Source organism: Sphingomonas sp. NIBR02145, from assembly GCF_027359115.1.
Classification (GTDB): Bacteria; Pseudomonadota; Alphaproteobacteria; order Sphingomonadales; family Sphingomonadaceae; genus Sphingomonas; species Sphingomonas kyeonggiensis_A.
The window spans coordinates 1,545,262-1,566,014 of the sequence record NZ_CP114791.1 but is presented as its reverse complement, the minus strand read 5'-3'; the positions used below and the strand labels follow the sequence as shown (position 1 = coordinate 1,566,014).

General features: G+C 62.0%; 20 protein-coding genes. 7 read left to right on the top strand and 13 right to left on the bottom strand.

Annotation, left to right across the window (positions count from 1 at the left end):
- The first annotated feature begins 324 nt into the window (after positions 1 to 324).
- Positions 325 to 1,215: an alpha/beta fold hydrolase gene (locus O3305_RS06905; protein WP_269575734.1), complete on the top strand. Its 891-nt coding sequence runs from the start codon at positions 325 to 327 to the stop codon at positions 1,213 to 1,215.
- A gap of 172 nt (positions 1,216 to 1,387) precedes the next feature.
- On the opposite strand, the gene O3305_RS06900 is transcribed toward O3305_RS06905, so the two are convergent.
- The 3 genes from O3305_RS06900 to O3305_RS06890 form a co-directional block, all read right to left on the bottom strand.
- Positions 1,388 to 1,600 (bottom strand): hypothetical protein, encoded by a 213-nt coding sequence (locus O3305_RS06900; protein WP_183998693.1) that lies wholly within the window; start codon positions 1,598 to 1,600, stop codon positions 1,388 to 1,390.
- Between the two features lie 111 nt (positions 1,601 to 1,711).
- The gene (locus O3305_RS06895; RefSeq protein WP_269575733.1) at positions 1,712 to 2,041 is read right to left on the bottom strand and encodes an RNA polymerase sigma factor sigma-70 region 4 domain-containing protein; all 330 of its coding nucleotides are present in this window, start codon (positions 2,039 to 2,041) and stop codon (positions 1,712 to 1,714) included.
- 1,144 nt (positions 2,042 to 3,185) lie between these two features.
- Positions 3,186 to 3,509, bottom strand: a complete 324-nt coding sequence (locus O3305_RS06890) for a hypothetical protein (RefSeq protein ID WP_269575732.1) — start codon at positions 3,507 to 3,509, stop codon at positions 3,186 to 3,188.
- A gap of 239 nt (positions 3,510 to 3,748) precedes the next feature.
- Here O3305_RS06890 and O3305_RS06885 point away from each other — a divergent pair, with 239 nt between their 5' ends.
- On the top strand, positions 3,749 to 4,264 hold the full coding sequence (locus O3305_RS06885) for a hypothetical protein (RefSeq protein WP_269575731.1): 516 nt from the start codon (positions 3,749 to 3,751) through the stop codon (positions 4,262 to 4,264).
- A 297-nt stretch (positions 4,265 to 4,561) separates the two neighbouring features.
- Here O3305_RS06885 and O3305_RS06880 read toward each other — a convergent pair whose 3' ends face one another.
- The 3 genes from O3305_RS06880 to O3305_RS06870 form a co-directional block, all read right to left on the bottom strand.
- Entirely contained in the window at positions 4,562 to 5,212 is a 651-nt protein-coding gene (locus O3305_RS06880) for a hypothetical protein (protein WP_269575730.1), read from the bottom strand.
- Positions 5,205 to 6,197, bottom strand: coding sequence for a DNA-processing protein DprA (locus O3305_RS06875; RefSeq protein WP_269575729.1), 993 nt, complete (start codon positions 6,195 to 6,197; stop codon positions 5,205 to 5,207). Before O3305_RS06875 ends, O3305_RS06880 begins: the two co-directional genes overlap by 8 nt.
- A 738-nt stretch (positions 6,198 to 6,935) precedes the next feature.
- Entirely contained in the window at positions 6,936 to 7,424 is a 489-nt protein-coding gene (locus tag O3305_RS06870; protein ID WP_269575728.1) for a TetR/AcrR family transcriptional regulator, read from the bottom strand.
- Positions 7,425 to 7,662: 238 nt separating this feature from the next.
- Here O3305_RS06870 and O3305_RS06865 point away from each other — a divergent pair, with 238 nt between their 5' ends.
- The 4 genes from O3305_RS06865 (at position 7,663) to O3305_RS06850 (ending at position 11,421) form a co-directional block, all read left to right on the top strand.
- Positions 7,663 to 8,985: an NtaA/DmoA family FMN-dependent monooxygenase gene (locus tag O3305_RS06865; protein WP_269575727.1), complete on the top strand. Its 1,323-nt coding sequence runs from the start codon at positions 7,663 to 7,665 to the stop codon at positions 8,983 to 8,985.
- The gene (locus O3305_RS06860; protein ID WP_269575726.1) at positions 8,982 to 9,764 is read left to right on the top strand and encodes an NADPH-dependent F420 reductase; all 783 of its coding nucleotides are present in this window, start codon (positions 8,982 to 8,984) and stop codon (positions 9,762 to 9,764) included. The genes O3305_RS06865 and O3305_RS06860 overlap by 4 nt, the downstream gene beginning before the upstream one ends.
- A 93-nt stretch (positions 9,765 to 9,857) precedes the next feature.
- Positions 9,858 to 10,604 carry an SDR family NAD(P)-dependent oxidoreductase gene (locus O3305_RS06855; RefSeq protein ID WP_269575725.1) on the top strand — a complete coding sequence of 249 codons (747 nt, stop codon included), beginning with the start codon at positions 9,858 to 9,860 and terminating at the stop codon, positions 10,602 to 10,604.
- 28 nt (positions 10,605 to 10,632) lie between these two features.
- Positions 10,633 to 11,421, top strand: a complete 789-nt coding sequence (locus tag O3305_RS06850; protein WP_269575724.1) for an NADPH-dependent F420 reductase — start codon at positions 10,633 to 10,635, stop codon at positions 11,419 to 11,421.
- Positions 11,422 to 11,535: 114 nt separating this feature from the next.
- Here the strand turns inward: O3305_RS06850 and O3305_RS06845 are convergent, their stop codons facing one another.
- Positions 11,536 to 12,156 carry a TetR/AcrR family transcriptional regulator gene (locus tag O3305_RS06845; protein ID WP_269575723.1) on the bottom strand — a complete coding sequence of 207 codons (621 nt, stop codon included), beginning with the start codon at positions 12,154 to 12,156 and terminating at the stop codon, positions 11,536 to 11,538.
- 113 nt (positions 12,157 to 12,269) lie between these two features.
- Between O3305_RS06845 and O3305_RS06840 the strand changes: the two genes are divergently transcribed.
- Positions 12,270 to 13,148 carry an SDR family oxidoreductase gene (locus O3305_RS06840; RefSeq protein ID WP_269575722.1) on the top strand — a complete coding sequence of 293 codons (879 nt, stop codon included), beginning with the start codon at positions 12,270 to 12,272 and terminating at the stop codon, positions 13,146 to 13,148.
- A gap of 773 nt (positions 13,149 to 13,921) precedes the next feature.
- Here the strand turns inward: O3305_RS06840 and O3305_RS06835 are convergent.
- The 6 genes from O3305_RS06835 to O3305_RS06810 are packed head-to-tail and all read right to left on the bottom strand — an operon-like array spanning position 13,922 to position 20,708.
- On the bottom strand, positions 13,922 to 15,430 hold the full coding sequence (locus O3305_RS06835) for a glycoside hydrolase family 32 protein (protein WP_269575721.1): 1,509 nt from the start codon (positions 15,428 to 15,430) through the stop codon (positions 13,922 to 13,924).
- Between the two features lie 25 nt (positions 15,431 to 15,455).
- Positions 15,456 to 16,562: an ABC transporter ATP-binding protein gene (locus tag O3305_RS06830; RefSeq protein WP_269575720.1), complete on the bottom strand. Its 1,107-nt coding sequence runs from the start codon at positions 16,560 to 16,562 to the stop codon at positions 15,456 to 15,458.
- Between the two features lie 10 nt (positions 16,563 to 16,572).
- Entirely contained in the window at positions 16,573 to 17,463 is an 891-nt protein-coding gene (locus tag O3305_RS06825) for a carbohydrate ABC transporter permease (protein ID WP_269575719.1), read from the bottom strand.
- The gene (locus O3305_RS06820) at positions 17,460 to 18,527 is read right to left on the bottom strand and encodes a carbohydrate ABC transporter permease (RefSeq protein ID WP_269575718.1); all 1,068 of its coding nucleotides are present in this window, start codon (positions 18,525 to 18,527) and stop codon (positions 17,460 to 17,462) included. The genes O3305_RS06825 and O3305_RS06820 overlap by 4 nt, the downstream gene beginning before the upstream one ends.
- Positions 18,524 to 19,807, bottom strand: coding sequence for an extracellular solute-binding protein (locus tag O3305_RS06815; protein ID WP_269575717.1), 1,284 nt, complete (start codon positions 19,805 to 19,807; stop codon positions 18,524 to 18,526). The genes O3305_RS06820 and O3305_RS06815 overlap by 4 nt, the downstream gene beginning before the upstream one ends.
- The gene (locus tag O3305_RS06810) at positions 19,800 to 20,708 is read right to left on the bottom strand and encodes an ROK family protein (protein WP_269575716.1); all 909 of its coding nucleotides are present in this window, start codon (positions 20,706 to 20,708) and stop codon (positions 19,800 to 19,802) included. Before O3305_RS06810 ends, O3305_RS06815 begins: the two co-directional genes overlap by 8 nt.
- Between the last annotated feature and the right edge of the window lie 45 nt (positions 20,709 to 20,753).

Here is a 20,753-nt window from a genome sequence, read left to right as displayed (position 1 = left end):
AGGAGCGGCAGTACCTTGGCCCGTCCTTTCTGCGGCCGCTTTCTGCTTCTGGTCGCCGAAATCCGACGGACCGTTTCCGGCCCAAGAGCCGCTTGGCAGGTTTTGGGGAAAGCAGGCGGTCGGCAAAGCGCCCTATTGCCGCCGCTCCCGTAGCCATCCCCGAGTCCTATAAGCGGACGGTCCGCTTTGGACGAAGGCTCGCGCCAGGATGTCTGCAATTGGGTGGCTTGCCGACAGGCAGCTTTGCGGAAGATGTCCTCTAAAGCGGACATTGTCATGGATCCGTGCAGCCGCTTATGTTTTTGCTTTCGACCGGGAACCAACATGCACCAGCCTCTTGTCGCAAAGCTCATCGCCTGCCTTGCTCTCCTCTCCTCCGCAGCAGCTGCTACCAGTGACGACAAGGGGATCGACGGCCGTTTCGACGTGGGCGGGCGCTCCATACGCCTCGCCTGCAAAGGCACAGGCGGCCCCGCCGTGGTGATCGATGCGGGAATGGGAACGGCGCCTGTCGAAGACCCGGGCTGGCAGGCCATCGCTGACCAGGTGGCCACGGTTACGCGAGTTTGCCTATACGATCGGGCCGGTCTCGGCGGGAGCGATCCGGCACCGTCAGGGCCACGCTCCAGCCTCGATTCCGCTGCCGACCTGCACGCCGCGCTCTCGGCCGCGGGGATAAAGGGGCCCTATCTTCTGGTCGGCCACTCGGTAGGCGGACTCCATGCGCAGGTGTTCGCAGCCAGATTTCCATCCGACACCGCCGGGCTCGTGCTGGTGTCGACGACGCATCCCGATCAATTTTCGAAATGGCTCGCGCTGTTGCCCGCGCCCGCCCAAGGGGAGGAAAAGACCGTCACCGACGCACGCTCCTTCCTCATCACCATGCAGACAGACCCCAGCAAGAACGAAGAACGCCTGGATATGCGGACAAGCGCGAGGCAGGCACATCTCCTAACCTCGCTCGGCAGCAAGCCGGTCATTATCGCTACGCACAGCCCCCGCTTCCGGATGGTGCCGGGATTGTCGGAGCCGCTCGCCGTCAAGCTGGAAGACGCGACGCAACGCATGCAGCGCGGATATCTGTCGCTGTCGACCAATGCGCATCAGAACGTTGCCGAACGCGCAGGCCATGGCCTGCCGCACGAAGCACCGAAGTTCGTAGTCGACAATATCCTTCAAGGTGTCGTGGCGGTCCGGGAACAGGCGGTTCATTAATTGGCCGCGTGGCCGTCGCTCCCCGAGCCCGGCGCGAAAGCGTGTTTGCCTGGTCCTCTTTGAAGAACGCATTTCGTTTCATCTAACGGCCGGGATTGGGTGAAAGCGGAACGGCCGGTTTTGGAAAGCGCCGCCGGAGAGCGCCGCGGCGCTCACGGCGACGCATCGAGTTTCATCTGTCGAACGATAGCGTCGTGATCGCCGACCACGGAATAACAATGATGTGGAAATCCCCGGCAGCAGGTTCGGCTGAAATACCGAACTCATCAGCTGCCTTGACGATTAAGTTCAGACATTCGGATTGGCCGACGAGTTGGACCACGGCTTTCGCAGCTCCGGCCTTGCGCACGATAGCCTGTTGCGCCGCCACTAGCATCGAGTTCACCCTCCTTCTTCAAGTAGAGCTATGCAGTCTCTGCGACGCGGAAATATGGTAAGCGGTGGCCCTGCTCGCAACTTCACCTCGCGGTGGCAGCGATCTCGCGCACGCGCCTGATCAGGGCTTCTCGCGGTTGCCCGCCGTGAGCCAGGCGATGATCTGATACGCGTGCCGGCGGAGGCAATTGGGCTCCTGGATCAGCAGCGTGCACGCACCATGCGGATCTCGCTCAGCAAAGGAGGCGAGCTCGTGCAGGTCGCCTCGATAGTTGCGCAGGATCCGGATCGCCGCCAAGCCCATCCCGGCTGCCTCTTCCGCCTGGATCTCCAACGCCCGTTGATAGATGACGTTCGCCCGGCTGGCGCTAACGTGCAGCGCGTCGCCGATCGCCTGGAATGTTGCGCCCTCCTCGCGCATGCGCAGAGCCGTCTGGTGCCGTTCCCTCATGTGAGGGAGATAGCATCCGCTGTACCGATGTCACCAGCGCTGGCGACGAGCGCCTGCAGGGCAACCCTGCCGCCACGTCGACAGCTAAGCGGCGCCAATGACGATTTCGTGCCGGACCCAGATCCCGGGATGTGGGGCGCGTGATCCGGGCCCGAACCCATAGACGGCAGCTTTTGAGGCGAGCGTCCGAGATTGGGTGGAAAGCGGTCTGGCAGCTGTCGGGCGGCTGGGGCTGGAAAGCGGCCTTCGGGCGCCCTGAACGTTTCTGCGCTGGACGAAGGTCCGGTAAGGCGCGGGGAACCCTGGGGGCGATACGGTCCCGCGCTCCAGTGCTATGGCAGAGTACGGGTGGTTAATTCTCGATCTGCTTTCAAGGACGATAACCGCCGAAGCCGCCACTGGGGCGTGACAGGACAGTTCGGTCCTGACGGCCAACCTCACCGGATACGTCGGGCGACGGATGTGATCAGCCACCCGCCCCCTGTCCGCGCAAGCTCGAGGCGGTCAAAAACAATCCTGGGCTTTTCGGCGCGGCTCTTGCCGTTGACGTCAAGATAGTAAACGGTCGAGCGTGTCCTCGCATCAACGATCGCGCGATTGGAGGATATCCGTGCGATCGTCATGCGTAGCAAACGCGGTTCAGAAACAACGCCGGAGCCTGGCACATTCCTCCAGAGCCGCTTTCTATCCCGGTCCGAGCGAGGCACGTCCAACAGCTCCAGTGTAGCATCGGGTGCTATTCCGGATTTTTCCCCAGATTCCTCGAAAATGCGCACCATCCTGAATATGTCAGCGTATGCGCTTTTGTTCGTAACCGCTCGCTTATCAGATCGCACGAGTGGCTTAGCGAGCGAGGCCGCTTGCGGCATGGCCAACGTAATCAGAATGCCCAAGAACATAAGGCAGACTAACGACAGAGCTTAAGAACTCAACTGGCGTATGTGTCATAACCGGTCGATTCTGACACTCTCGCCCGGCTGGCGCAGGTTCGCCAATTCCGCAGTCAGAACCCCGCGTTACGATGTCGGCTTTCGGGATTGGCGCACCGCCTCGGCTATGACCGGCTCTGGGGCGTTTGCAGCCAAACCGCTTCTAGATCAGCTGCTCCGCCGCCAAACGTCCGAGAATGGGTGGGAAGCGGTCGTCAGGACATTGACTGAGCCTCGATGATCCATTCGGTGAGCTTGTCCAGATAATGTTGCCCGCGCGGCTCGATCCCTTCGACCAATGATAGCGCCGCGTAGGTCGCCTCGCTCTCGCCCAGGTCCGGATTGTTCGTCAGTCTTAAGATTGATCCCGACAAGCGGTGGATGAACTCACTCGACCGATAGAGCCTAACCGCGTCACCGGGATAATCTAGATGCGCAGCTCGCACATGGATTGTCTCCATGTGAATGGCCCGAGCAAGAACTGCGGTTTTCCCTCTCGACGAGAGGGAAAGGAATGTTGCGACGATGCCTTGCTGCATGGTGCGAAGATCGCGCGACCACTACCTCCCGTCAACGTCCGCTTGTGGGGCGTGAGCTGCCCGACCGCTTTTGGATCGGCCGCCTCCCCGCCGAACGGCCGACTATGGGTGGAAAGCGGGCGTTAGACGGTTGGACATTGGTGGGTTCCGTCGGAGGGAAGGGGTTGGCAAACCATATGCGCTAAGCCGGATTATCACTACACCCGTCACGGCGAGCAGCGGGATTTGAGGAGAGTGTGATGCGTTATTGGAGGTGGTCGGCGGCGATCGGAACTGCCGTCATGATGTCCAGCTCAGGTGCAGCGAGCCCGGCGCAAAATGTGGTTTCAGGCATCTATGACCGCGCCCCAGAAGGGAGCGACGCCGCCTTTCAAGCGATCGAGAGCGCTATTGCTGGCCTTCCCAACGCCAACCGCCCTCTCGCTCGCATGAGGCTGCGCAAGTCCATTGCTGTATCAAGAATCAGAATCTCGAGTTCAGGAGATCGTCTCTCGATCGCGTATGATGCCAAAACACCTATCGTGGTTCGGATAGGCGGAGAGCCGATCAAGTGGAAGCTCGTGGAAGGGCTTGTTTTCGATGTGTCGGCAAAAGCGAATGGTGAAGCCATATCGCTAACATTCCGTGGGAACGACAGCGAGCGGACCACAGTTTATCGTAGCGTTGGACAGCAGTTGGTGGAGGAGACTATCATCATCAGCCCACTGCTCTCTACACCAATTAGCTACAAGCTCGTCTATAATCGAGCGAACTGACAGGATCGACGAGTCGGACTTTCTGGTGAGAAGCCGTCGAACCTTTTCTCAAAGATGTGGATGCCGGTCCAGATGATCTCTCCAGCGTCTGCTTTGAGGCACTCTACGAGCGTGAAGGAACGGCAATAACTGGGGCGTGAGCTGCCATTGGGGCGGCTTCGCACCGGAGAGGCCGCTATCCGATGGTCGTCGCCCGAAAGCGGACAGTCTACTGACTGGCCATCAGCGGGCGTTGATGTTCGAAGTCGTGCGTTCGGAGATCGCTCCGATTAGATCGCGTGATGCACCCTTGCTCGTTCAAAGTTCGCCGAACGGGTTCTCGTCCTCGGGGAACACGCGTCTCGCAATGAAGATGCCGCTGATCGGCACCTGCGGATAGCGTGCCGACAGCACGCGGTGCATTGCCTTGAAATGGGTGCCGTTGGTCAGCACGTCATCGACGATCGCAATCGCGGTCGGCGCGGGGAGGGTCAGGTTCTCTGCGATCCTGTAATTCTGGACCAGATCGTCGATCCGCGGCCGCTGGCCCTGGCCGAGCTCGTGCGCGGCCGTGGTCGAGTTGACCTGCTGCACAATGGATCGGACATCGATGTTGCCACTGACCAGCCGGCAGATGCGCTCGACCCGGTCGTCATAATCGGGATGGCCGATTGCCTTGGACGGCGGCGCCGGCACCAGCGTCGCGGTGGCGAGCCAGTCGGGGTGGATCGCGCCGCGCAAATGGACCGCGCATTGTGCGATTGCCTGGCCCTTATAGTGATAGCCCGGCCGATTGCTCTCGCTCGGCTTCTTCTTGAGGTTGCTGATCAGGTTGTTCGTCGCGCTGAAGCTGTAGCCACGGTGCGAGGTATATTCGAAGAGGAAATAGCAGCTGTCATCGGCCGACAGGTACGAATGGTCCCCGACGTTCGTCTCATCGATTTCGGTTAGACGAACCGGCTCAGCCAAGCGTGCCCCAGATATCGTCGATCTCGCGAACCCGGATCGCGCCGAGCGCTGCATATTTGGCGGGCCAGGTGATGTCCGAGCGCTGGAAGCAGGAATCGAGGATGAAGAGCTTGCGGCCCTGGTGCAGCGCCGCGCGCGCCTGGGTCAGCGTGCCCGAGGTCTCGCCTGCTTCGACAATCACCGTCGCTTCGGTCAACGCGCTCATCGTGATATTGCGCTCCGGGAAGAATAGCCGGTTCTGCGGGACCTTCTGCGCGCGGTAGCGCAGAACGGGCACCTGCGAGATCAGCAGGTGCTCAGCCGCGATGAATGCCTGCATTTCGGCATGGGGGCGTGGATAGACGGTGCCCAGCGGCGTGCCGATCACGGCAATCGTCCGGCCACCGCGCTCGATCGCGGCACGGTGCGCCGCGATGTCGATCCCTTCGGCCAGCCCCGACACGACGGCATAGCCACGGTCGACGAATGCGCGCGCGAGTCGCTGCGCGCGCCGAACCCCGTCGTCGCTCGCCTTGCGGCTCCCTACGATCGCGATCGAGGGCAGCTCGCTCAACTCCCATTCGCCCTGATAGTAGAGGAGTTCGACCGGATGCCGCGCAGCCCGCAGCCTGGCCGGATAATCGCCGGCGTGATTGATGCGCACCCCGAAGCGGTTGACGCCGGCCGCGTGCAGAATCGTCGTGACTTCCCGCGCCTTTTCCTCGGCAAGGCCGGATGGGACGAAATCCGACGGTAGCGCAGTGGGATCGCTGGCAAAGCGTTCGGCGAGTGTCTTGAAGCTTGCGCCTTGCTCGAGCCAAAGCGCTTCATAGGCGCCGAGTTCGCGGAATGGCGAGATTGGCGCGAGCGCAGGCCCGGAGCTCGCAGGCGCGAGCTTGCCCATCATGTTCAACGCGCTATCCCTTGCGCCATAAAGTCTCCGTGCCCTTTTCCACGGCGGTATCGCGGTGGATGCAGCGATTTGACCAACGACGCAATACGCCATTTCGACCCTCCGATCGTCGACCGATCGGCTCGGATCGGACCGGGATATCAAAGTCGTTCACTATATGTTCTGTTGGCGCTTAGCAATGGCAGACGCATCGTCGGTGGTGCAGCGCGATGAATGAATGGGTGCTCGAGCGCATGGTTGAGCGGATAGGGAGGGAGCATGGGACAACGAATGGATAGCGTGGTTCGATAATTCAGGATGGCTTGCAGGGGAGGGCGGCTGCCCTCTGCGCGGGCACCGCGGCTCTACCGGCGCTGCGCGCCGCCCGAGCGCCAGCTGCGCTGGCTCTCGGCCCTCGCGGGTGACGATCCGCTGCCGGCAGGGGAAGGGCGCGGAAGGACGGGTGGGCGAGCGTCAGGGCAGGGCGGCGATGGGTGGCCTGCGGCCGAGCAGCGCTGCGCGGCTTTGCCGAGGCGCCGGGGTGTCAAAGCCGTCACAGGCGGCTCAAGCCCTCTGTTGGCGAAACCTGCCAGTCGGCAATGCGCCCCAATCCCGGTCATTCCACGTCGCACTGGTCGATCCCGAAAGCCGCCATTCATTCAGGCGACGCGGGAACGGCAATGATTGGGACTTTGCCGCCATTCCCGACAATATGTCGATAGGCCAGCTACATGGCCGAAACCTGCCATGGCGCAAACGACCTGATACCCGCGCATTTGTGACGACAAACGGGTTTCCCTACATTCCGCCTTTTTAAAGCCTTGTGATGGGGTAAACTCGTCATTCGCAATTTCATCCCGCTGAGCCTACGAAGGCAGCGCTCTCTTGCCAACCTGACTTGAGAACAGTTCGAAGCACTTTTGTGGTATCTTCGCCAGCTGTCCTATCACCACCCGCCCAAGCGATCGCAAGGGCACCGAGGAACAGATCGCGTCCGGTTACATGAGTACGCGCGAGACCTTTTCTCTGCGCCGCTTTGAGAAGCCGTTCAGTCGTTGCAATCACCGCCTGACATGTCCGGGTCAGCGGGGACTCGCTTCGGCACGCTGCCCGCAGGGGTTCCGGTAAGCCTTCATAGGCAAGCATCCAGTCGCCGAGCGCCTCGATCCAGCGCTCCAGCGCTCGCGCCTCATCCTCCTCTGCAGCTTCGATTTCGAGGCGGCGTTCTTCCAACCCCTCGTAGTGACGGTCCAACAGGGCGGCCAACAGGGCGTCTTTGTTCTCAAAATTGCGATAAAGAGTGCCGGCGCCAAACCCCGCCATCTTGGCGATGGCATCCATGGATACATCGATACCATCGCGATCGAACGCGGCTCTCGCCACGTCGAGAATGTGGGCGCGGTTATGCTGTGCATCTCGTCTTGAGGCTCCCCTGACCGGCGAGTTGGACATATTTTTCCCTACCTCTTGAATATCGGAGATGCTCTCCGTATCTGCAAATTATGAAACGGAGATATTCTCCATATAGTGTGTTGCCGGCAATAGAACAGCCCCAACACCGTCAGCAAACGATGGTGCCATGGCCAAGCAAATGATGATCGGCATGCATCTGGGGAACGGTTACGGCAACGTGCCAGGTGCCTGGCGTGAGCCTTCGGTCGATCCCCGCAGCTATACGGATTTCAATGCGAAAGTCCGCTACGCGCAGGCCGCCGAGCGCGGAAAACTGCAATTCTTGTTTCTGCCCGACGGCCCCACGCATGTCGGTGACATCGCGAACGAACCCCCAAACTTCAATCTGGATGTCATGGTCACGCTTGCCGCAGTCGCTCGCGAGACGAGACGGATCGGACTGGTCGCGACCGGCTCCACCACCTTCAACGAACCGTTCAATCTCGCACGGCAATTCAAGGCGCTCGACATTCTGAGCCATGGCCGTACGGGATGGAATGCTGTCACCTCGAGCGGTGAGGATGTCGCTGCTAACTATGGCGCACGCCTGCCGTCCAGCGCCGATCGCTACGGCCGCGCGCATGAGACGATCCAGCTCGTGCAATCCTTGTGGGGCAGTTGGGGTCAAGACGCTTGGGTGCACGACCAGACAGTCGGGCGGTTCGCGGACGCCGAGGGGATCGCGCCGATCAATCTTGGCGGCACCTACGTTGCGTCGCGCGGCCCTCTCTACATCCCGCCTTCCGAACAGGGTCAGCCCGTCGTTTTTCACGCCGGCGGCAGCCCCAATGCGTATGAGCTTGCCGGCCGCTACGCCAATGCGGTGATCGGCGCGGCATTCACTATCGACGATGCCCATGCACAGCGCGCCGCGTTCCGGGGCGCGGCGGAACGTGCAGGTCGGGACCCGGACGAACTTAAATTCTTCGCTGGCCTTATGACCACGATCGCCCCGGATCGTCGTCAGGCGCTCGATCGGCGGATTTCCTTGAGCGGTCGCATTTTTCCACAGCGCGCGGCCTATCTGGGCCAGATGCTCGGTTTGCGGATCGATCCCGCCAATCTCGATGCACCGTTGTCGCCGGAACAACTTGCTGTCGCCCGTCCCTGGTCGGGTGATCCTCGCTCGGCAAACGCGCTTAGGATTGCGCGCGAAGGATGGACCGTGCGTGACGTGCTCGCTCACGGCGTTATCGACTACCATCCCGTTATTGCCGGCCCCGCTATTGAGGCTGCGGACCACATGCAGGCCTGGTTCGATGCCGGGGCGGTCGATGGCTTCTGGGTATCGCCCGACATCTACGAGGATGGGGTAGATGCCTTCGTAGATGGGGTCGTGCCGCTGCTACAGGAGCGCGGCCTTTTTCACCGGGGTTATGAGGGCGCCACCCTGCGCGACCATCTTGGGGCTCCGCCACAATATGGCATCGACCCGCGACTGACGCGGTGATCATCATCACAGGCACAGGAAAGGAAGCGAACATGAATATTGGTATTATCGGCGCGGGAAACATCGGCGGCACTATCGCCCGCAAGTTGGCGGCGGCCGGACATGCGGTCAAGCTGGCGGGGGCGGATAGCCCTGAGAAGATCCGCGGCAAGGCAGAGCAGATCGGTGCGACAGCGGTTCATGCGCGCGAAGCGGTCAAGGACGTGGAGGTTATCATCCTCTCCATTCCTTTCGCTGAGATATCGAACGTTGCATCGCATTTCGCAGGCGTTCCGGACGATGTAGTAGTGATCGACACCGGCAACTATTATCCTTTCCGCGACGGCAATATTGCTGAGATCGACAACGGCAAGCCTGAGAGTGTGTGGTCAAGCGAGCAGATTGGTCGGCCCGTCGTCAAGGCGTTCAACGCGGTGCTCGCCGAAACCTTGGCAAACGGCGGCTCGGTAGAACAAACAAGCGGCAGGATCGCAGTGCCTGTCGCAGGCGATGACGCCCGGACCAAAGCCATAGCCTCCGGCCTTGTCAACGAAACCGGCTTCGATGCTCTCGATGCAGGCGTGCTGGCCGACTCGTGGCAGCAACAACCGGGCACCCCGGCCTATTGCACCGAGCTTACGCTGCCTGAACTGCGCGATGCGCTTTCCGCAGCGGACAAGGCCCGTGCTTCAATGGATCGCGACGCGCTGATCAAGAGCTTCATGGAAGAAGAAACCGCGCTGACCCACGAGCAAACGGTCGCCCGCAATCGCGAAGTGACCGCGCCGCGCCGTGCCTGAGCGGCTGCAAGACATCTGAACGTGGCTGGACGCGCGAGCCCCCCGAGCGTCCAGAAGTTGCCAGATGGGTGATAACATCAAGGAGGCTTGAATATGGTTGGAATTCTAAGCGGCAAGGTTGCCATCATTACCGGCGCCGGCTCCGGCATCGCTGCGGCCGCAGCGCGGCTCTTTCACAAGGAGGGCGCCCGCATCCTGCTGGCAGATGTGAGCGGGAAGGAGGCCGAACTGGCGGCCGAACTTGGCGACGGCGTGGCGTTCTGCCGAGCCGATGTCAGTAGCGGCGCCGAGGTGCAGTCGATGGTCGAGAGGGCGATCGCCGAGTTTGGCCAACTCGACATCCTGTGCAATGTGGCCGGGATCACGGGACCGCAAGGGTCGGTCGAGGATGCAGACGAAGAGAACATCGATCGCGTGATTGCGGTCAATGTCCGCGGGCTACTGCTTACCATGAAACATGCCCTGCCGCATCTGGTGGTCGGCGGCGGCGTCATCGTCAACATCTCGTCGGCGACGGCGCTAGTCGGCATGCCTGGGCTAACAGTCTATTCCGCGACCAAAGGGGCCATCATCGCCGCGACCCGCGTCGTTGCCGCGGAATATGCGAGTAAGGGCGTGCGCGCCAACGTCATTTGCCCCGGCGGGATCGAAACGCCGATCTACCTAGAGCACCTGGCACGCGACCCTGAGGCGGTGAACAAGACCGTCAGCCTGATACCCGCCGGTCGCGTGGGCAAGCCCGAAGAGATAGCGCAAGCGATGCTGTTCCTCGCCTCTGACGCTTCCTCGTACATGACAGGCGCGGTCGTTCCTGTCGATGGCGGGCAGACGGCCGTCTGATCTAACTTCGGACATAGGGAAAAGGACCATGAAGATAGGAATTATCGGAACTGGCTTGATCGGCGCCAATCTTGCCCGAAAATGGTCCGCCGCGGGACATACCCTACGTATCGCCAACGATTTCGATGTCGCTACGCGCGACAAACTTGCGGCGGAGATCGCCGGCACGCCAGTGGCATTGGTGGATGTTGTGGCCGACCTCGATGCGGTTGTGATTACCATTCCGCTCAACGCTATCCCGTCGCTGCCGAATGGCCTGTTCGACGCATTGCCGAGCGACGCAATTCTGATCGATACCTCCAACTACTTCCCCGCGCGCGACCAGACCATTCCGGCGATCGAGGGTGGCATGGTGGAGAGCCTCTGGGTGGAGCGGCAGATTGGCAGGCCCATTATCAAAGCGTTCAATAACCTGCTGGCCTACACCCAGGCGCATGAGGGCCAGCCAGCGGGCACACCCGGACGCATTGCCATGTCTGTTTATGGCGATGATACCGAGGCGAAGAATAGGGTGATCGGCCTCATTGACGATCTTGGTTTCGATGGCATCGATGCAGGTCCGCTAGAGGAATCGTGGCGGCAGCAACCGGGGACACCGGCCTATTGCACTGAGTTGACCGCTCCGGAATTGCGCAAAGCGCTCGACAGGGCCGTCAAGGAGAGATCGCCCAAACTGCGGGATCTTTCTCTCAAGCGGCTCGAGGCTTTTGGTGATGGCTTTCTAGCGTCGTTGGGGATTGGCGAATACACGCTTGGCCATACCAGCAAGGACGTCGTGCAAATGTATCGATCGCTAGAGTCCAAACCAGACATCTAATTGCAGTCCGCTCTTACTAGGATCGTGCGCGAAATAGCAGAATGGGAGATGTCGCTGGGACTTCAATTGCGGTCGCGCCGCGCTTTCTTGGCGTGCGAGACAAGAATCCGTTGATCACGCGCCCTGCGACTCTAGCAAAACGCGTGCTGCGTCGCGACTGGCGCTGCCAACGCCTTCGCCGTAGGTCGCTTGCGCCATCACGATCGCACCTTGGATCAGCGACAGTATCTGTAGCACCGCCTGACGCGAATCGGCGAGGTTCAAAGGCTCGATGAGGCCGGTGATCAACCTGTCCAGATCTTCGAAATACGTATTGATCATCGCCTGTATCTGGGGCGTATCCCCGTCGGGGCCGAATTCGGCCAGCCCCTTTACGAAGGGGCACCCGCGGAACGGCCGCTCCTGAAACGACGCATTGAGTGCATCAAAGATCGCCAGGATACGCTCGAGAGGGGTCAAGCCCGGCCGCTCGGTCGCGCTGACCAACATGTACATCCAGGCGGCGGCCTGACTGCGCAGATAGTCGGTGATGAGGCACGCCTTTGACGGGAAGTGCTTGTAAAAGGTCATCTTGGCGACCCCGCTCTCGGCGATGATGCGGTCGATTCCAACTGTATGAATGCTTCGCCGATGGAACAGGTCGGATGCCGTCCTCCGGATGCGCTCGCGGGGCGGGAGGGCGGCGAGTGGCTGGCGGTCTAGATCAGTCGTTTGGTGCAGATTCATGGCTTTCATCCTGTCAATATAGCGCGGAAGCAGAAAATGGACAGACCGGTCTATCTTGGCTCTTGAATAAACAGACAGGTCTGTCTATTCAGCGAGTCATTCAGGCAAAACGGGATTTTGATATGAGCAGTAAAATTGTGGTCGTAACAGGCGCGAGCAGCGGGTTTGGAAAGCTCACCGTCCTGGAACTTGCACGGCAGGGGCACACCGTGATCGCGACCATGCGTGACGTCGACAGGCGCAACAGTCCGGTTCGTGCGGAACTCATCGAGATGGCGAGGAAAGACGGAAACTCGTTGCAGGTCCTTGAAATGGACGTGGCCAACGACGCTTCGGTCGAAGCGGCCGTCGACAGGGTGGTCGCGGATTATGGCCGCATCGACGTACTGGTCAACAACGCGGGCTTGATGCCGATCGGGGTAACGGAGGCCTATACGGCGACAGATGTGGAGCGCTTGTTCGCTGTCAACGTCTTCGGTGCGGTCCGCACCAACCGTGCCGTCCTTCCCCATATGCGGGCCGCCGGAAGCGGGCTGCTTGTGCAGGTCACGTCCCTGATGGGCCGATTCACAATCCCGTTCTTCGGTGTCTATGCCGCCAGCAAGTTCGCGCTGGAGGCGTTGGCCGAAACCTATCGCTACGAACTTGGCAGCTTCGGTATCGATTCTGTCATTGTGGAGCCTGGTCCGTTCCCTAGCAACCTGATCGCATCCAGTCCGCAGCCTTCCGACGCAGTGGTGTTGGAGGCTTATGGGGAGGTTGCAGCGATCCCCGGTCAGATTAAGGCCCATTCCGATGAGCAATTCGATCCTGCCAACCCGCCGCGCCCGCAACTAGTAGCTGACGCGATCGCCAAGCTGGTCGCAACGACGGAACGGCGTCCCCTTCGAACGGTGGTAATGCCCGACGGCCTCGATTTCGGCGTGCAGCAAATCAACGATGCGGTAGCGCCGATTCAGAACAGTGTCCTGAAGGCGATGGGAATGGAAGCCATGATCTGATGATGGTTTGACCGGGTGCGCGACAACGCCGAGAGTTGGAAGGACGTATCTATCTCGCTTGATGTGGAAGACTAAGGTTCCCTTGCGGTCGATCGCAAGGGAAGGCTGCATCGCGAGCGGCCGCTTTCATTTGATTCAGACGTTCAAGACGAAAGAAGGGAACGTCGTAACCTGGTCGGAAGCCGACATGCGCCATCTTTGCCCGGCTACAACGGCTTTCGTGAGTGGATCACCTGAAAGCTGCCGCTCACCTTACTGTCGTTCCGCAATGCCGGCAGACAACCGCCTGATGTCGGCCCCCGACAAGGATCGCCGTTGAACCATCCTTTTCGATGGTTGCAAAGTCCCACTTTTGGCCTTTCACTACAGCGCCGGGTGTCGAGCATGTTTACCGAGAGGAACCGATGTCTTCAGTTGGGGATTGCGAAGCCCCCGACGGATGTCACCGGATGGGCCTTTTGTTGCAAAGACTTCGAAAAAAACATCTGCTTTCGAGACGTGGTTGCCGAGAGCCGAAGGTCCGCAACCCGCCCAATGCCGCCATTTGCCCGCGAATCTAACGGCGGTTAAGCGGGATGGTCGCGTCGCCGACTCCGACAGTGCCGGTCTGATCATTTCGACCATCCGGATGTGGCTATTCTTGCCCCTCATGAATCGCGCAAGGCTTGCGGACGCCATTCAGCCGGCTGTCACACCACCGACTGCGGCGATTGATCATATCCCGGTCGCCTCCTGATTGCCTGCCGCGTGCGCACGCTTCCGTCGTCTTACTTCTATGGGCTGAAGTCGATCGAACGCTGCATCAACGCGAGATCGTCCCGCTCTACGCGCAGCGTTCCTGTCAGGCACTCGATGCTCGTTGACATGCCGTCGCTCGCGAAGAGCGACGCCGAATATACGCGGCGGCCGCCATTGACGAAGATTTCGACCAGCGAGCCGTCAACAAGGATCTGCAGGTCGATCCGGGCGGGCAATGGCAACCGGGTGGTCGTCTTCCGCTCGAAGAAATCCACCGGACCGAACGCGGACGCATGACGTTCGAACGAGATTTGTTCGCCGCCGAAAGCGACAGTGATGGTAAGCAGCGTTTCGTGTCCGTCGCTCAGGGACACGGTTCCTGTTGTTCCAGCGTCACCGCCGAGGCTGATGTCCTGCCAGAAGGATTTCTCGCGCGCGAACGAGACCTGCGAGGCGGCTGCCGCGAGGGAGCCGGTTACTCCGCGCCTCTCGGCGCTGCGCAGGCCCGTAAGGGCCTTTAGCGGGCGCTGCCCGAGCTTCAGCTTTTCGCCTTCCGGAAACAGGTAGAGTTCCCGGGGCAGCGACATCGCGCCCCGCCACGGATAGGTCGGGTAGGCCTTGCCCGACTGATGATTGGACTGCCATCCGATCCAGACCGGGCTCGCCTGTTCCGCCGGGAGATCGGACCACGTCACCGCGGCGTAAAAATCCGGTCCCTGGTCGACAAGTGCCCCGGACAGGCCGCTAAGCTCAGGATCCATCGTGAAGCGATGTCCGTCAAACTGCCCGACGAAATATTGCGCCCCTGAACCGCCATCGACGAGCCCGACGTCGACATCGACTTTCAGAACCCAATGAGCATTTGCCGGATCTTCGTCCATGGAAAGGCGAATAAGGTCGGGGCACTCCCATTGGCCGCTCGTCGAACCCATCGGGCCGAAGCTGCCCGCTAGCGTCCAGTCGAGCAGATTCTGCGAGCGATAGAATTGGATATAGTGATCGCGCGCGAGCGCCACGAGCATGATCCAGGCGCCGCTTTCCGCATGATAGAAGACCTTCGGATCACGGAAATCGGCGAGGTCGAGATCGATGATCGGATTGCCGGCATAATGGACGAAGGTGCGACCGCGGTCATGGCTGACCGCGAGATGCTGCGATTGGATCGAGCGCGCTTCGTCAAAAGCCGTGAAGAAAGCCAGCAGCGGCGGAGCTTTGCCCTCGCCCAGGCCGGAGACATTTTCCCAGTCTACCACCACGCTTCCCGAGAAGATCATCTGGTCGGTTTCCGGGATGGCGACGGGCAGTTCGCGCCAGCTGACCAGGTCCGCGCTGACCGCATGGCCCCAGCTCATATGGCCCCAATCCATGCCGTGGGGATTATATTGGTAGAACAGATGATATTCGCCCTCGAAATAGACGAGGCCGTTGGGGTCGTTCACCCAGTTGCGCCGGGGCGTGAAGTGATATTGCGGGCGAAAGGGCTCGGTGCCGATCGCGTCGTCCATTTCGCCTTCGGGGTTTGGCTGTGTCAGCATGAGATCCATCTTGCGGCAGGAGGAAAGAGATTGGTCAGCAGGCGGTGCTGGAGAGGCTGTTGCCTTCGGCATCGAACACATGCGCCGATGCCGGATCGAAATCGAAACCGACCCGCTGGCCGGGAGAGACGCCGCGCTCCTGGGCGCCGAGCCTCACGGCAAGCGGCGTGGCGGTGCCGGGCAAGTCGACAAAGGCGAAGGTATCGGCGCCGAGGCGCTCGAGCATCAGGACGGTGCCGACCAGCGCGGCGGTATCCGGATCGCTGATGCGGCAATGTTCGGGCCGAAGACCGAGGGTGACCGGGGTTCCACTCGGGAGCGGCCCGGAGACAGGAAGGGTGACGATCGGCGGCTGCCCGGCGGCGAGCGACAAAGCGAGTCCGTCGACACCGCCATGAGCGGCTACGGTTTCGAGGAAGCCCATGGTTGGGGTCCCGATAAAGCCCGCCACGAAGCGGTTCGCTGGGCGCTCGTAGAGTTCCATCGGCGTCCCGACCTGCCGGATATAGCCGCCTTCGAAGACTACGATGCGGTCGGCCAGCGTCATTGCCTCGACCTGGTCGTGCGTGACGTAGATCACCGTGTTCTTGAGCGTCTGATGCAGCTTCCCGATTTCCATCCGCATCTGGCCGCGCAGCGAGGCGTCGAGGTTGGAAAGCGGCTCGTCGAACAGAAACACGTTGGGCTTGCGCACGATCGCCCGGCCGATGGCGACGCGCTGGCGCTGTCCGCCCGAAAGCTGGCTCGGCTTGTTATGGCGAAGCGCGGTGAGCTGGAGCACGCGCAACGCTTCCTCGACCCGCGCCTTGAGCTCTGCCGCGGGCTTCTTCGCGAGCTTCAGCCCGAAGCCGATATTTTGCTCGACCGTCATGTGCGGATAGAGCGCGTAGGATTGGAACACCATGCCGACGCGCCTCCGCGCCGGGTCAAGGTCGTTGACGATATTGCCGTCGAACAGCACTTCGCCGGACGTGATCTCCTCCAGGCCGGCGATCATCCGGAGCAAGGTCGACTTGCCGCACCCCGACGGGCCGACGAACACGACGAACTCGCCGGGCGCGACCGTGAGGCTGACGCCCTTGATGATGTCGGAGGCGCCATAGCTCTTGCGCACGTCGCGTAATTCTACGGTTGCGGGCATTGTTCTTCTCTCATCCCTTGACCCCGCTGCCGACGACGCTGCGCACGAACCAGCGTTGGAAGAATATGAAGGCGATCAGCACCGGCACCGTGATCAGCGCGGCATAGGCCATGACCTCGCCCCAGGCGGTTTTGCGTGCACCGAAGAACTGCTGCATGCCGACCATCAAGGGTCGCGCAGACTCGCCCGGAACGGTGATCAGCGGCCAGAGATACTGGTTCCACATCGCCAGCGCCTGGAGGATCGTGACCGTCGCGAACACGGGAAGCGACGACGGCACAATCACATGGCGGTAGACCTGGAACGGCGTCGCGCCGTCGATATATGCGGCTTCGTCGAAGTCCTTCGGTATGTCGCGGAAGAACTGGTAGAACAGGAAGATCGAGAAGGCGTTCGCGATGAACGGGATGATCTGCACATAGAGCGTGTCGAGCCAGGAACGCGTCCAGACGAGCGCGCCGCCGTCGAACGCAAGGCCAGGCAGCTTCGACACGAGGAGCATCAAGGGCACGCTGATCGCCTCGAACGGCACGATCAGGAGGATCACCAGCAGTGTCAGGACCGCCTGCTTGCCGCGCCATTCCATGCGCGCCAGGGCGAAGGCGGCCATGCTGTTGACGATCAGCCCGAGCCCGACCGTGATCACGGTCACCAGCACCGAATTGAACAGGTAATGGCCGATATTGCCGCGCGCGAAGGCATGGACATAATTGTCGGCCGTAAGCGTGCCGACCGGCAACAGCGCCCGGATCGATTCGAGATCCGCGAAGATTGCGTCGTTGGACTTGAACGACGACGCGACCATGAAAAGAAACGGGAACAGGAACACCAGGGCGAGCGCGGCCATCAGCGCGTAGAGCGCGAACCGCAGCGGCACCGATTTGCGCTGGCTGGGGGTCACGAGATCACCTTGGCGCGCCGGCGCCCGAGCACCTGCTGGAGCAGGATCACCAGCGTGATCAGCAAGAAATAGACGACCGAAATGGTCGCTCCGTAGGAGATATTCTCCTCGCGCACGCCGCGCTGGACCGCCTCGAACATCACCGTGGAAGTCGAGCCGCGCGGCCCGCCGCCGGTCATCACGTCCACCTGGGTGAACAGGCCGAGCGCGGCGATCGTGGTCACGATGAGCACGAAGGCGATCGTGTGGCGCAGGCTTGGCAGAGTAATGTAGCGGAACCGCTGCCAGGGGTTTGCGCCGTCGATCCGCGCCGCATCGTACAGCTCCTGTGATATTCCCTGCAGTCCGGCCAGCAGGATCAGCATCTGGAACCCCGCCCCCTGCCATGCCGACATGATGACGACCGCCGGCATCGCGGTGGTGGGATTGCCCAGCCAGTCGATCGGCTTGATCAGCCCGAAACTGATTGCGCCCAGCGCCTGGTTGAACAGCCCCAGATCCTTGTCGAACAGAAAGGCCCAGACGACCGAGACGATCACCATCGACATGACTACCGGCGAGAAATAGATCGCGCGGAAGATCGTCTGGCCCTTGAGGCCTGCATTGACCAGCAGCGCCAGCGCCAGCGCCATTGCGCATTGCAGGGGCACGACCAGAAGGGCGAACAGGAAGGTGTTTCCGAGTGCCAGGAGGAAGGCGGGATCCTTGGCAAGGATCGTCACCCGATTCTGGCCGACGTGGAACTGGGTGAGCGGGCGATAGCCGCGATAGGCCGGGTCGGTCCGCGTTATCGCGCGCAGCCTGGCATAGGTCGGCCTTCCGCCGGCGTCGGATTGCGGCGTTTGCACGATGTAGCTGACCGATAGGAGCCGCTCGTAATTGCGCAGGCCGACGATCGATCCCGGCTCGGGGGAGACCAGCCGCTGGTCGGTGAAGGTGAGCCCCAGCGCCATCAGGAAGGGCAGCACCAGAAACACGGCCAGTCCAAGCAGGGCTGGGGCGCCGAACAGGAACGGCAACAACCGCCGACGGCGCGCGCTTTGCGGGAGCGAGGCGGCGCTCATTCGCCGCCTGCCGAGGCGAGGCCGGGATTGTCCGCGATCGTGCCGTCGATATCGTCGACCGCATCGTCGAGCGCGTCCGCCACGTCCTTGCCGTCCATGATGTCGCGCGTCGCGAAGGTGAAGGCGTTCGAGACGACCGAGAAGGCCGGCGTTGCCGGGCGTCCCCTCGCGAAACGCTCCATCAGTTCGTAGAAGATCCGGCTCTTTCCGTCCGGATTGAAGTCGCGCGACCGGGCGGCGCCGGCCGCGGTGACCGGGACGTTGCCGGTGCGGTCGCTCATCGCCGCCACTTCGCTTGGCTGCAGTATGAAGTTGATGAAGCTGCCCGCGCCTTCCGGATGGGCGCAATGCTTGCTGATCGCCCATTGCCAAGAGCCGCCGCCGATCACCACGCCGGTACCGAAGTCGGGCGGGGGCAGGATGGCGAGATCGTCGCCCGCATATCGGCGATAGTCCGGCGCCCACCAACCGCCGGTATAGACCACGGCGGCGCGGCCTTTGACGAACGCGCTCTCGTCCGGCTCCTTGCGGTTCACAAGCCCTTTTGCGAACAGCGCCTGGAACCAGCTGCCGAAACGCTGCGCCGCGGCCCCGTTCAGCGCGCCTTCGGCGCTTCGCATCGAGCGGCGGTCGATGAGGTCGCCGCCGAAGCTCTGCAGCATCGGGCTGAAGGCATAGGTCCACCAGCTCGCCTTGTCGTCGCGCGTGGCGAGATCGAGCGGGTAGCGATACCGTCCGCTCGCCTTCAACCGCTCGAGGAAGGTCTGGAACTCCTGAAGCGTCCAGGGCCGCTCGAGCGTCGGGACGCGGGTGCGGGTCTCGGCAAGGATCGATTTCCTGGTGAAGATCGCCAACGCGGCGTCGAACTGGCCGACGGCATAGACCTTGCCCGCATAGCGGCCGACCGCGGCGCGGCTGACCTGGTCCAGGTTTGCGGGTGCGACATAGCCGTCGAGCGGGCGCACATGGCCCGCCCATGCATAGCTCGCGACCATCGGGCTATCGACCGCGACGATGCAGGGCATCCGGTCCGCCAGCGAAGCAGCGACGATCGACTGGTCATAGCCGCCCTGCGGCAGCGATTGCGCAACGACACGCCATTTCGACTGCGACGCATTGAAGCGGGCGACCATCTCCCTGGTCGCTTCCTCCTCGTCGAGGCCGGCCTGGTTCTTCCACAGGACGAGATCGGTCCGCCGCTCCGCCTTTCGTGCGGGTCCGCACGACCACAGCACCGTGCAGAGCGCCAAGGCCGCGATACGGGCGTGCCAGTCAGGCACCCTGGAGATCCCCTGTAACGGTTGCGCGCGCCAGTTCGATGGCGCCGACAAGGCCGGGGTCCTGCAGCACGGGAGGGCAGATGAAGGTCTCGACATCGGCGCTGTGGCGGTCGAGCGCGTAGTCGGCCGTCAACGCGCCGAACTGACGCCGGACCGCCGGGTACAGGGCTCCATGCTCCAGGACGCCGCCGCCCAGGATGATGCGTTGCGGCCGGGCGATATAGGTCAGGTTGACGCAGATCGCGGCGATGTAATGCGCCGCATAATCCCAGGCAGGGTGATCCGCGGGCAGATCCTCGGCGGAACGGCCCCAGCGCGCCTTCATCGCCGGGCCGCAGGCGAGGCCTTCGACACAGTCCTGGTGACGCGGGCATATGCCTGCGAAGTCGTCGCCGGGTGCCCTCGAAACCCGGATATGGCCGACCTCGGCATGCGCGACCGGGGCGTGGAGGGCACCGCGTTCGAAGAGGCCGACTCCGATGCCGGTTCCCACCGTCATGTAGCAGAGCCGGTCGAGCCCCTGGCCCGCCCCGTGCGTCGCCTCCGCCATCGCGGCGCAATTGACGTCGGTATCGATGCGGCTTGGCGCGCCGACGATGTCGGCGAACCGGCCCAACATGTCGACCGACGACCAGCCCGGCTTTGGCGTGCGCGTCAGATGGCCATGCGAGGCGGAAGCGGGATCGAGGTCGAGCGGCCCGAAGCTGGCGATGCCGCCCGCGCGGATCGGGCCGTGCTCCTCGCGCTGGGCACGATAAAAAGCCGCGATCGCATCGAACACCTGGTCGGGGGTCGTGGTGCCGATTCGCACCTGTGCGAGAAATTCGCCATCGGCATTGGCGACGGCACAGATCATTTTGGTGCCGCCGGCTTCCAGTGCTGCAAACAGATCCTTCGACATCGCCTCAACTACCAAAATTCTGCGCGCACCCGAAGCTAGATCGCG

Bases quoted from the DNA above. Each gene is read 5' to 3' on its own strand.
- O3305_RS06905 (WP_269575734.1), top strand. From the start codon at position 325: ATGCACCAGCCTCTTGTCGCAAAGCTCATCGCCTGCCTTGCTCTCCTC.
- O3305_RS06895 (WP_269575733.1), bottom strand. From the start codon at position 2,041: ATGAGGGAACGGCACCAGACGGCTCTGCGCATGCGCGAGGAGGGCGCA.
- O3305_RS06890 (WP_269575732.1), bottom strand. From the start codon at position 3,509: ATGCAGCAAGGCATCGTCGCAACATTCCTTTCCCTCTCGTCGAGAGGG.
- O3305_RS06885 (WP_269575731.1), top strand. From the start codon at position 3,749: ATGCGTTATTGGAGGTGGTCGGCGGCGATCGGAACTGCCGTCATGATG.
- O3305_RS06875 (WP_269575729.1), bottom strand. From the start codon at position 6,197: ATGGCGTATTGCGTCGTTGGTCAAATCGCTGCATCCACCGCGATACCG.
- O3305_RS06870 (WP_269575728.1), bottom strand. From the start codon at position 7,424: ATGGATGCCATCGCCAAGATGGCGGGGTTTGGCGCCGGCACTCTTTAT.
- O3305_RS06865 (WP_269575727.1), top strand. From the start codon at position 7,663: ATGGCCAAGCAAATGATGATCGGCATGCATCTGGGGAACGGTTACGGC.
- O3305_RS06855 (WP_269575725.1), top strand. From the start codon at position 9,858: ATGGTTGGAATTCTAAGCGGCAAGGTTGCCATCATTACCGGCGCCGGC.
- O3305_RS06850 (WP_269575724.1), top strand. From the start codon at position 10,633: ATGAAGATAGGAATTATCGGAACTGGCTTGATCGGCGCCAATCTTGCC.
- O3305_RS06845 (WP_269575723.1), bottom strand. From the start codon at position 12,156: ATGAAAGCCATGAATCTGCACCAAACGACTGATCTAGACCGCCAGCCA.
- O3305_RS06840 (WP_269575722.1), top strand. From the start codon at position 12,270: ATGAGCAGTAAAATTGTGGTCGTAACAGGCGCGAGCAGCGGGTTTGGA.
- O3305_RS06835 (WP_269575721.1), bottom strand. From the start codon at position 15,430: ATGGATCTCATGCTGACACAGCCAAACCCCGAAGGCGAAATGGACGAC.
- O3305_RS06830 (WP_269575720.1), bottom strand. From the start codon at position 16,562: ATGCCCGCAACCGTAGAATTACGCGACGTGCGCAAGAGCTATGGCGCC.
- O3305_RS06820 (WP_269575718.1), bottom strand. From the start codon at position 18,527: ATGAGCGCCGCCTCGCTCCCGCAAAGCGCGCGCCGTCGGCGGTTGTTG.
- O3305_RS06810 (WP_269575716.1), bottom strand. From the start codon at position 20,708: ATGTCGAAGGATCTGTTTGCAGCACTGGAAGCCGGCGGCACCAAAATG.